Source organism: Ilyobacter sp. (genome assembly GCF_041583315.1).
Taxonomy (GTDB): domain Bacteria; phylum Fusobacteriota; class Fusobacteriia; order Fusobacteriales; family Fusobacteriaceae; genus Ilyobacter.
The window spans coordinates 1-9,296 of the sequence record NZ_JBFHGC010000041.1 but is presented as its reverse complement, the minus strand read 5'-3'; the positions used below and the strand labels follow the sequence as shown (position 1 = coordinate 9,296).

Here is a 9,296-nt window from a genome sequence, read left to right as displayed (position 1 = left end):
CTTTAGGAGCTCCTCTAGCTTCGCTACATCCTTCTCTACGGTCTCTTCAGAAGCATCATAACCACCTGTTGGTCTTTCTATATGATAAGTGTCTTTAAAGAGGTTTGAAAACGCCCCGTGATAAGCTGGATCGTCTCCCACTTCCATTGTTTTAAATGTATCTCCGTGGTACCCTCCATTAAGACCTACTATTTTAATTTTGTTCTCATAACCCTTGTTCGAAAAATATTGAATAGCCATTTTCAGAGCTACTTCAACTCCCACAGAACCACTGTCAGAGAAAAACACATGGTTCAGACCTTTCGGAGTTATCTCTACTAGTTTTTTTGCCAAATTTTTGACTGGATCATGAGTGAGTCCCCCAAGCATTACATGGGAAAATTTTTCCATTTGCTCCATCGCTGCTTTATTCAGCTCATCATTGCTGTATCCATGACAAGCACACCACCAAGATGCTACTCCGTCTAGTAATTCTTCTCCGTCTTTTACCTTGATTTTCATTCCCTTTGCCCATTCCACATGCAGATTCTCATCCTTTGTTTTCATTTGAGCATAAGGATACCATAGATTCATGTCCTCCATTTTCACCATTATTAAGCTACCTCCAAGTATTTAGATTCTGTTTTCATCCTGATATCAGATTGAATACATCATTCATTGTTATAAAAAGTATAAGTCCTATAAGTACTATCATTCCTGCCATGTGAAGCCTTTCTTCAAGTTTTTTATTGACAGTTACGCCCAAAAGTTCCAATACAACAAACACTATTCTTCCTCCGTCAAGAGCCGGAAACGGAAGCAAATTAAATATTCCTATATTTACTGAAAGAAGGGCTGTGAGCCATACAAGAAGCGATGCCCCCCCGTTTGAGGCCTCTCCTACTACTTTTACCATTCCCACAGGACCGGTTATATCATCAGCCTTTACTCTTCCTGTCACTAGAAGTTTTAAGCCACTGATTATCTGTATAAACAGGTCTTTAAAAACTCCTGCTGCGACTTTAAAGCTCTCTATTAAGCCGTATCTTTCTACGGTGTATTCAGGCAGTATCCCGAGAAGCGGTTGCTCTCTCCCAGGCTCATATATTGGTTCTACGACAAAGGTCATTTCTTCCCCATCTCTTAAAACCTCTATTTTTAAAGGTATCTCCCCTGCCTCTTCTTTGATTACCTCACTTATATCATTCCAGTCTATAATCTCCCTGTCGTTGATCTCAAATATTCTGTCTCCCTGAAGAATAAGTTCATAGGCATTGGAGGTTTCCATTACATTTCCTATCACTGCCTCCTCACTCTGAATCATCTTTCCACCGGAAACTACCATAAAATATATTATAACCAAGGCAAGAGAAAAGTTCATAAATACTCCTGCAAAAAGAACTATAAAACGTGAAAAAGGGGATTTGGTGTTGAAGCCGTCTTCCACTTCACTATCCACTTCCATCCCCTCTATATTCACAAATCCACCCACAGGAATCGACCTCACAGAATAAGTTGTTTCGATCCCTTCGTAGGAATAAAGCTTCGGACCCATCCCAATGGAAAATTCCGAAACAGGCATCTTAAAAAACTTCGCAGCTAAAAAATGCCCCAACTCATGAATAAATATTATAATTCCTAGTATTAGTATTGTTATCAAAACATTCATAAATCCTCCAGGTTAATCCATTCTAAGCAATAAAAACATTTCTTCTATTTGTTCAAATTTTCAAGCATGGAGTCGCTGCTTTCTGTCTCTGGTCTGTAGTCATATTTAGGCACAAACTGCTCTTTGTAAAGTGGGGCTACTCCCTCTTCCAGATTAAATTCTGAATAGATTACTTTTTCCTCACTTGCAGGCCTTCTTGAAAATCTCTCCTCATCCCCTGCTGATTCTTTGATCTCTATAGATCCACAGGCTGCCAATATTAACACCATAAACAACACAGTCAATTTTTTCATCTATAACACCTCCTCTTAGAGATTATTATAGTATCCCCTTCACCGCTTCAAAAATCTCCTCTGAAATCTCCTCTATATTTTTCAGCTGGCCGTTTTTTACACACTTTATCTCTTTCCAGTGGTATGTTTCGGCTATATCACATGCGTTTTGATGGGACATTTTTAAGTAATCCACATCTTTCTCGTGAATATCCTTTGCAGTTTCTCCGGTTATTTTATTTTTTCTTTCAGACATCAGTTTCTGAGCTACATCTACCGGCATATTTAGAAAAAAAACAACATCCGGCCTTGGAATCTCCATTTTTTCATACTCAAGATCTTCAAGCCATTCTAGATACTTGGCTTTGTCCCCTGGGTCTGTAAATTTAGAAGCTTGATGAACCATGTTTGAAGTTGTATACCTGTCCGTTATGACTACCCCTTCTTCCGAATAAAAATGCTCCCAGTCCTTTTTAAAAGAGGCATACCTATCTACTGCATACATTGTCGATACAGGGTAGGGATTTACATCATTTGCCTTCTCTCCGAACTCTCCTGCTAAATACATCTTCACAGGTTCCGAAGCAGGGCTGTCATAATTTGGAAATGATATCTTTTTTACTTTTATTCCCTCTGATTTTAATTTTTCATATAAAATTTCTGTCTGAGTCTGTTTCCCGCTAGAATCTGTTCCCTCTATTACTATCAGTTTTCCCATCAATTTTCCTTTCTGATTTGACTAGACCATCACAACTGTATTTTACAACATTCATATTAAATTACTGTTAAAATAATTTAATAATTTTATGCAAAATTAGCCATCACCCAGTTCCTGGTTTCTGTGTCTACTTTTTTTATGGTTTCAAAATCAATTATTTCCACAGGAGTATGCCTGTCCATTGCTTCCCTCAGTATCTTATATATTTCTAAAAACTTTATTTTCCCCTTTAAAAATAGTTCCACTGCAACTTCATTGGCAGCATTAAATACAGCAGGCATAGATTTTCCTGTCTTGCCAGCTTCAAAGGCATACTCAATCCCCTTAAAAATTCCGTGATCCGGCTCTTCAAATGTAAGTTTTGATATCTTTTTAAAATCCAGGTTACCGAAGCTGTGATTTTCTTTTCTTTCTGGATATGTAAATGCATATTGTATAGGAACCTTCATGTCAGGAGCTCCCAGTTGTGCCATAACTGTTGTGTCATGAAATTCGACCATAGAGTGGACTATACTCTGAGGGTGCACCAGAACCTCTATACTTTCATAAGGAACTTTAAAAAGCTGATGTGCCTCTATTACTTCCAGACCCTTGTTCACAAGAGTAGAAGAATCTATGGTTATCTTTTTCCCCATTGACCAGTTAGGATGCTTCAGGGCTTCTTCCACAGTTACATTTTCCAGTTCTTCCAGGCTCTTGCCTTTGAATGTTCCTCCGCTGGCTGTTATTATTATTTTTTTTACCTCTTCTCTTCTCCCACCAAGCATAGACTGAAATATAGCCGAGTGTTCACTGTCTACAGGTATTATTTCTGCACCTCTATACTCTTCCATCAGTTTATTTATGAGGTCTCCGGCTGCCACCATTGTTTCTTTATTTGCAAGAGCTATTCTCTTTTCTTTTTTTACAGCTTCTATTGTAGCCTCTATCCCCACAGATCCGCTCACTGCTGTGAGCACAGTATCCGCTTCCTCTAATCCACCTAGTATTTTCAGCCCTTCTTCTCCTCTGTATGTTACCAGGTCAGGGTACTTGTCCTTTATCGCTCTGTATCCGACTTCAGTTCCTATAGATACATATTTCGGAGAGAACTCCTCTATCTGTTCAAGTAGTAGCTCATGATTACTGTGAGCACTCATTGCCAGAACCTTAAAATTTTCTTTGCTGTTTCTTATTACTTCAAGGGCATTTGTTCCAATGCTGCCTGTAGAACCAAGTATTGTTATCATTTTCATTAATTTACCCCCTAATGAAGAAAATAGGCAGCTTTGGCTGCCTTTGATTTTTCTAAACAAATAATATTTTCAGCAGATAAAACATCGTAGGCACCACAAATATCATACTGTCAAATCTGTCCAGTATCCCTCCGTGTCCTCCTAGCAGATTACCAGAATCTTTTATCTTAAAATCACGTTTAAACAATGACTCTCCCAGGTCTCCTATCTGAGCCATTGCACTTACAAAAATACCTATAGCCAGCACACCTGTAAAAGAGAGATTGCTGTCTTTGAGGTAGAAAAAATACCTTATTATCCCCAGTGTGAGAACAGTAAAAAATACTCCTCCCAGTGTCCCCTCTATTGATTTCTTGGGACTTATGTCGCTGAGACCTCTTTTAAAAAACTTTCTTCCTGTGGAAAGCCCTACAAAATAGGCAGATGAGTCACAGACCCAAACCATGAGCTGAGCCGTCAAAACCCATAGGTTGCCCTGAGGAAGAAAACTCATAGCAATTATATGAGAAAAAAGAAATGATATATACATTATTCCCAAAAGCGTTCCACCTATATCTGCACTTGCCCCTTCAGAACGATTTTCAAAAATTCTGCTGACTATCAAAAGAATTATTCCGAGGGAAATAATAAGTGGCAGAAATTCTCCGAAGGAATGCCCAGTCATATAGATATAAGTAAAATTAGGTATCAAAAGTCCTGTAATTATACCAAGTTTCTTCAGGGGACTCCTGCCTGATTTTTCCATCATGCTGTAGAACTCATAAAGAGCAGTTCCGATTATTACATTTGCAAAAAGTAGAAGAAGCAGCCCTCCACTCAAAAGTATGTAGATCAATATCGGTATTCCAAGTACAGCTACAATTAGTCTACTCTTCATTATTTAATCCTCCAAATCGCCTCTCTCTTTTCATATATGTCCCCAGTGCTTTTTCCAGTTCCCTCTCGTCAAAGTCAGGCCATGCCAGATCTGTAATGTACAGTTCTGAATATGCTATCTGCCACAGGAGAAAGTTTGATATTCTCAGCTCTCCGCTTGTTCTTATGAGCAGCTCAGGATCAGGTATATCACTGTAGAGATATTTAGCAAAACTTTCTTCTGTTACCTCGGTTAGACCTTCTTTTATTATTTTATTCACTGCATCGACGATTTCTGATCTTCCGCCGTAATTAAAAGCTATATTAAGGGTTATTCTGTCGTTGTCTCTAGTCAATTTCTCTGTTTTGCTTATTTCTTCAAGAAGCTCTCTGCTCACACCCTCTTTTTTTCCAGAGACCATGAGCCTCACACCATTTTTCATCATGGTATTTTTTTCATTTTTCAGATACTCCTTAAAGAGTTTCATAAGAGTGTCTACCTCTTTTTTAGGTCTCTTCCAGTTCTCCGTAGAAAATGCGTATACTGTCAGATATTTTATTCCTAGCTCTCCTGCATGAGTCAGAATTTTTTTAAGAGCCTTGGCTCCTGCTCTGTGACCCATAGTTCTGGGAAGACCTCTCTTTTTTGCCCATCTTCCGTTTCCATCCATTATTATAGCTATATGATTTGGTACTTTTTTTTCCGAACCTGACACAAAATTACCGCCTTTTTTTTAAATTACATTATATTCTATCATATTTAGAATGTTTTTTCCACAGGCAATAGTCCTGTGGGAATACTTAAAAACAAACTCTCTAACAAATTCTATAGTTAATTTTAAAAAAATACCATCACAATAATTAATCCCAAAACCGGCTTCAAAAATATGATTTTTTTATCTGATTCTTTGCAATAAAATTAAAATAGAAGCCCGGCTTTAGAGGCTGGACTTCTAACTATTATAAAACTTAATATCTCGTATATCAAAACTTCTTATTTTTATACAGTAGTTATCTCTTTTTCTTTCTTTTTCAATAACTCGTCCACCAACTTGATGTGGTCGTCTGTTATCTTCTGAGTATCATCCTCAAATGCCTTTAACTCGTCCTGAGTTATATCTCCATCCTTCTCAAATTTTCTGAGGTGGTTGTTGATATCTTTTCTTACATTTCTTATTGCTATTTTACCATTTTCAGCCTCTGTCTTTGCCAGTTTAACATACTCTTTTCTTCTGTCAGCAGTTAACTCTGGTATTTGAAGTCTTATTAATTTACCGTCATTATTTGGAGTTAGCCCCAGGTTTGACAGCATGATTGTTTTCTCTATTTTGGGGATCAGAGACTTATCCCAAGGATCTATTACAAGAAGTCTGGCTTCTGGAGCTGATACATTACCTACCTGATTTAAAGGCATCTCAGATCCATACTGCTCTATTTTTATTCCGTCTAGCATTGACACGTTTGCTCTTCCTGCTCTGATTGATGCAAATTTGTGCTTAGTAGACTCGATAGCTTTATCCATTTTTTCTCTACATTCATTCATTATTTCTTGTGCAGACATTTATTACCTCCCATATAATATCATTTATTTGTTTTCAAATTAATTTCAAGATATTTAAAAAAAATTATCCTTCTACTACAGTTGTTCCTATCTCTTCACCAGTTATAACTCTTCTTATATTACCCTCTAGTAAAGAATTAAATACAATAATTGGAAGATTATTTTCCCTGCAGAGTGATATTGCCGTGGCATCCATTACCCTTAGGTCTTTGTTAAGAACCTCTGTGTAAGTAACCGTCTCATATTTCTTGGCATCACTGTGTTTTACAGGGTCTTTATCGTAGATCCCGTCTACCTTCGTTGCCTTTATTACCACGTCAGCATTGATCTCTATCGCCCTGAGAGCAGCAGCAGTATCTGTTGTAAAGTAAGGATTTCCTGTTCCTGCACCAAATATTACAACTCTGCCCTTTTCCATATGTCTTTGAGCTTTTCTTTTTATGAAAGGTTCTGCAATTTTAGGCATCTCTATTGCTGTTTGTACCCTGGTCTGTACCCCTATTTTTTCAATTGAATTTTGAAGTGCTAAGGAGTTTATCACAGTAGCAAGCATACCCATATGGTCTCCTGTCACTCTGTCTACACCTTGTTCTGCACCAGACAGGCCTCTGAATATATTTCCGCCTCCGATTACAATAGCAACTTCTACTCCAAGATCTACAACTTCTTTTATCTGTCTTGCGTAAGACCCTATCACTTCTGAAGAAATTCCAAACTCCTGGTCTCCCATCAAAGCTTCTCCGCTAAGCTTTAAGAGAACTCTCTCATATACAGGTTTCATCTGCTAACCTCCCAGTTATTTTAAAAAAAAGGGATGCAGCTGCATCCCCTATAATTTTTAACTATTATCCGTTAATTTGAGCTGCAACTTCTGCTGCGAAATCTTCTTCTTTTTTCTCGATTCCCTCTCCTACTTTCATTCTTTTGAACGAAAGTACAGAGATATCTCCAGCAAACTTCTCAACAGTTTCTTTATTTTCTGCTCTTACATATATTTGATTAACTAGGCAGTTTTCCTCATAGAACTTGTTCATTTTACCTACAAGAATTTTCTCTATGATCTGAGCTGGTTTACCTTCAGCTTCAAGCTGCTTTCTAGCTATTTCTTTTTCTCTCTCAAGGTCATCAGTAGTTACTTCAGACGCGTCTAAGTGCTTTGGATCAAGTGCTGCTACGTGCATAGCGATTCCGTTAGCCTTTTCTTTGTTTTCATCTGTAGCTTCTCCGGACAGTTCTACGATTACTGCCAATTTTCCACCTAAGTGGCTGTATGTAGCAACAAAACCTTCAGTAGTAACTTTTTCTACTTTTCTAAGGTTCATATTTTCACCAATTTTAGCTATTAATTCAGTTATTAATGTTTCTACAGTTTTACCATCTATTTCTACAGCTTTAAGCTCTTCAACTGTATTTATATTGTTGTTAAGAGCTACTTCTACAAGCTTTTTTCCAAAGTTTATGAAAGCCTCGTTTTTAGCAACGAAGTCAGTCTCTGAGTTGAACTCTATTAATACTGCAGTTTTGTTGTCAGCTGAAACACCGTCAAAAACAAGTCCTTCTGCTGCAGTTCTTCCTGCTTTTTTAGCTGCCTTAGCCATACCTTTTTCTCTAAGGTAATCGATAGCTACTTCCATGTTTCCATCTTTTTCTGTAAGTGCTTTCTTACAATCCATCATTCCAGCACCAGTTCTTTCTCTTAGCTCTTTTACCATACTAGCTGTGATAACTGCCATTTATTTTTCCTCCCTAGTGAGTTTTAATTTCTTTTTGATTATATAAATCAATACAAGAATTGAGTACCGATTTAAGTACTCAATCCTTTATTTTATATGTTTAGTCAGCTATTACTCAGCTGATCCTTCTTCTATTACTGTTTTTTCTGCAGCTTTTGCTCTTTCAGCTTCAGCTCCTTGGTTCCCTTCGATAACTGCATTTGCAACGATTGTAGACATAAGTTTTACAGATCTTATTGCATCGTCATTTGCAGGGATAGGATATGTTATTGGATCAGGATCTACGTTTGAATCCACCATAGCAACTACAGGTATTCCTAGTTTAACAGCTTCTGTGATTGCAAGAGCTTCTTTCTTTACGTCAACTACGAATATAGCTGCTGGAAGCTTTTTCATGTTTTTGATACCAGAAAGATTTTTAGAAAGTTTAGCAAGCTCTTTTCTTAGTTGAGCAGCTTCTTTTTTAGTATAAGAATCGTCTAAAGTTCCGTCTTGATCCATAGTTTCAAGCATTTTTAATCTTTCTACTCTAGCTTTGATAGTTTCAAAGTTAGTAAGCATTCCACCTAACCATCTGTTGTTTATGTAGTACATTCCTGCTCTTTCAGCTTGCTCTCTGATAGAATCTTGAGCTTGCTTTTTTGTTCCTACGAAAAGTACTGTTCCGCCGTCAGCAGCGATTCCTCTTACTACCGAGTAAGCCTCTTCTATTTTCTTAAGTGATTTGTGTAAATCGATTACGTGAATTCCGTTTCTCTCTGTAAAGATGTACTTAGCCATCTTAGGGTTCCATCTTTTTGCTTGGTGACCGAAGTGTACTCCAGCCTCAAGTAGTTGTTTCATAGTTACTACTGCCATTTTTTTTCCTCCTAGATAATTTGGTTTTTTCTTCCATTGGCCTCAAAACTAGGAGATCTGCTTTTGCAGACACCATCCCTAGAAATAACCAATGTGTGTATTTAAACAACGCTTCAGTATACCATCAACCATCTCTTTTGTCAATGATTCCAATTGATTTTACACGGAAATTTAATAAATTTATTATTTAATTTGAAATTTAAAATTATTTATATTAATCTATAATAGAGCATTATAAACCTGGAATAAATATCAAATGTTTTCTTGGCTTCTTTAAAGGAGGGATATATGAATAAAGCACTTTTGATTGTAGATGTTCAAAATGATTTTTGTGAGGGTGGAAGTTTAGAAGTAAAAAATTCTGCAAAAATAATTCCGGTTATAAATGATCTAATCGATAAATTTAGGAAAAAAGG

General features: G+C 37.1%; 12 protein-coding genes. 1 reads left to right on the top strand and 11 read right to left on the bottom strand.

Going from position 1 to position 9,296, the window contains the following annotated elements; all coding sequences use genetic code 11:
• The 11 genes from ABZA26_RS02725 to rpsB all read right to left on the bottom strand — a co-directional run.
• Window positions 1-591: aminotransferase class III-fold pyridoxal phosphate-dependent enzyme (locus tag ABZA26_RS02725; protein WP_372712989.1), on the bottom strand; the 591-nt coding region annotated here is incomplete at its 3' end.
• A gap of 34 nt (window positions 592-625) precedes the next feature.
• Complete coding sequence (locus ABZA26_RS02720; RefSeq protein ID WP_372712988.1) at window positions 626-1,648, bottom strand: RIP metalloprotease; 1,023 nt, start codon at window positions 1,646-1,648, stop codon at window positions 626-628.
• A gap of 44 nt (window positions 1,649-1,692) precedes the next feature.
• On the bottom strand, window positions 1,693-1,941 hold the full coding sequence (locus ABZA26_RS02715) for a hypothetical protein (protein WP_372712987.1): 249 nt from the start codon (window positions 1,939-1,941) through the stop codon (window positions 1,693-1,695).
• Between the two features lie 25 nt (window positions 1,942-1,966).
• Window positions 1,967-2,638, bottom strand: a complete 672-nt coding sequence (locus tag ABZA26_RS02710) for a dTMP kinase (RefSeq protein ID WP_372712986.1) — start codon at window positions 2,636-2,638, stop codon at window positions 1,967-1,969.
• Window positions 2,639-2,724: 86 nt separating this feature from the next.
• Window positions 2,725-3,873, bottom strand: a complete 1,149-nt coding sequence (locus tag ABZA26_RS02705) for a 1-deoxy-D-xylulose-5-phosphate reductoisomerase (protein ID WP_372712985.1) — start codon at window positions 3,871-3,873, stop codon at window positions 2,725-2,727.
• Between the two features lie 52 nt (window positions 3,874-3,925).
• On the bottom strand, window positions 3,926-4,750 hold the full coding sequence (locus ABZA26_RS02700; RefSeq protein WP_372712984.1) for a phosphatidate cytidylyltransferase: 825 nt from the start codon (window positions 4,748-4,750) through the stop codon (window positions 3,926-3,928).
• Window positions 4,740-5,444 carry an isoprenyl transferase gene (locus ABZA26_RS02695; protein WP_372712983.1) on the bottom strand — a complete coding sequence of 235 codons (705 nt, stop codon included), beginning with the start codon at window positions 5,442-5,444 and terminating at the stop codon, window positions 4,740-4,742. Before ABZA26_RS02695 ends, ABZA26_RS02700 begins: the two co-directional genes overlap by 11 nt.
• A 284-nt stretch (window positions 5,445-5,728) precedes the next feature.
• Complete coding sequence (gene frr, locus ABZA26_RS02690) at window positions 5,729-6,289, bottom strand: ribosome recycling factor (RefSeq protein ID WP_372712982.1); 561 nt, start codon at window positions 6,287-6,289, stop codon at window positions 5,729-5,731.
• 64 nt (window positions 6,290-6,353) lie between these two features.
• On the bottom strand, window positions 6,354-7,070 hold the full coding sequence (pyrH, locus tag ABZA26_RS02685; RefSeq protein WP_372712981.1) for a UMP kinase: 717 nt from the start codon (window positions 7,068-7,070) through the stop codon (window positions 6,354-6,356).
• 64 nt (window positions 7,071-7,134) lie between these two features.
• The gene (tsf, locus tag ABZA26_RS02680) at window positions 7,135-8,022 is read right to left on the bottom strand and encodes a translation elongation factor Ts (protein ID WP_372712980.1); all 888 of its coding nucleotides are present in this window, start codon (window positions 8,020-8,022) and stop codon (window positions 7,135-7,137) included.
• A gap of 111 nt (window positions 8,023-8,133) precedes the next feature.
• Window positions 8,134-8,880 carry a 30S ribosomal protein S2 gene (gene rpsB / locus ABZA26_RS02675; RefSeq protein WP_372712979.1) on the bottom strand — a complete coding sequence of 249 codons (747 nt, stop codon included), beginning with the start codon at window positions 8,878-8,880 and terminating at the stop codon, window positions 8,134-8,136.
• A gap of 288 nt (window positions 8,881-9,168) precedes the next feature.
• Here rpsB and ABZA26_RS02670 point away from each other — a divergent pair.
• Window positions 9,169-9,296: isochorismatase family protein (locus tag ABZA26_RS02670; protein WP_372712990.1), on the top strand; the 128-nt coding region annotated here is incomplete at its 3' end.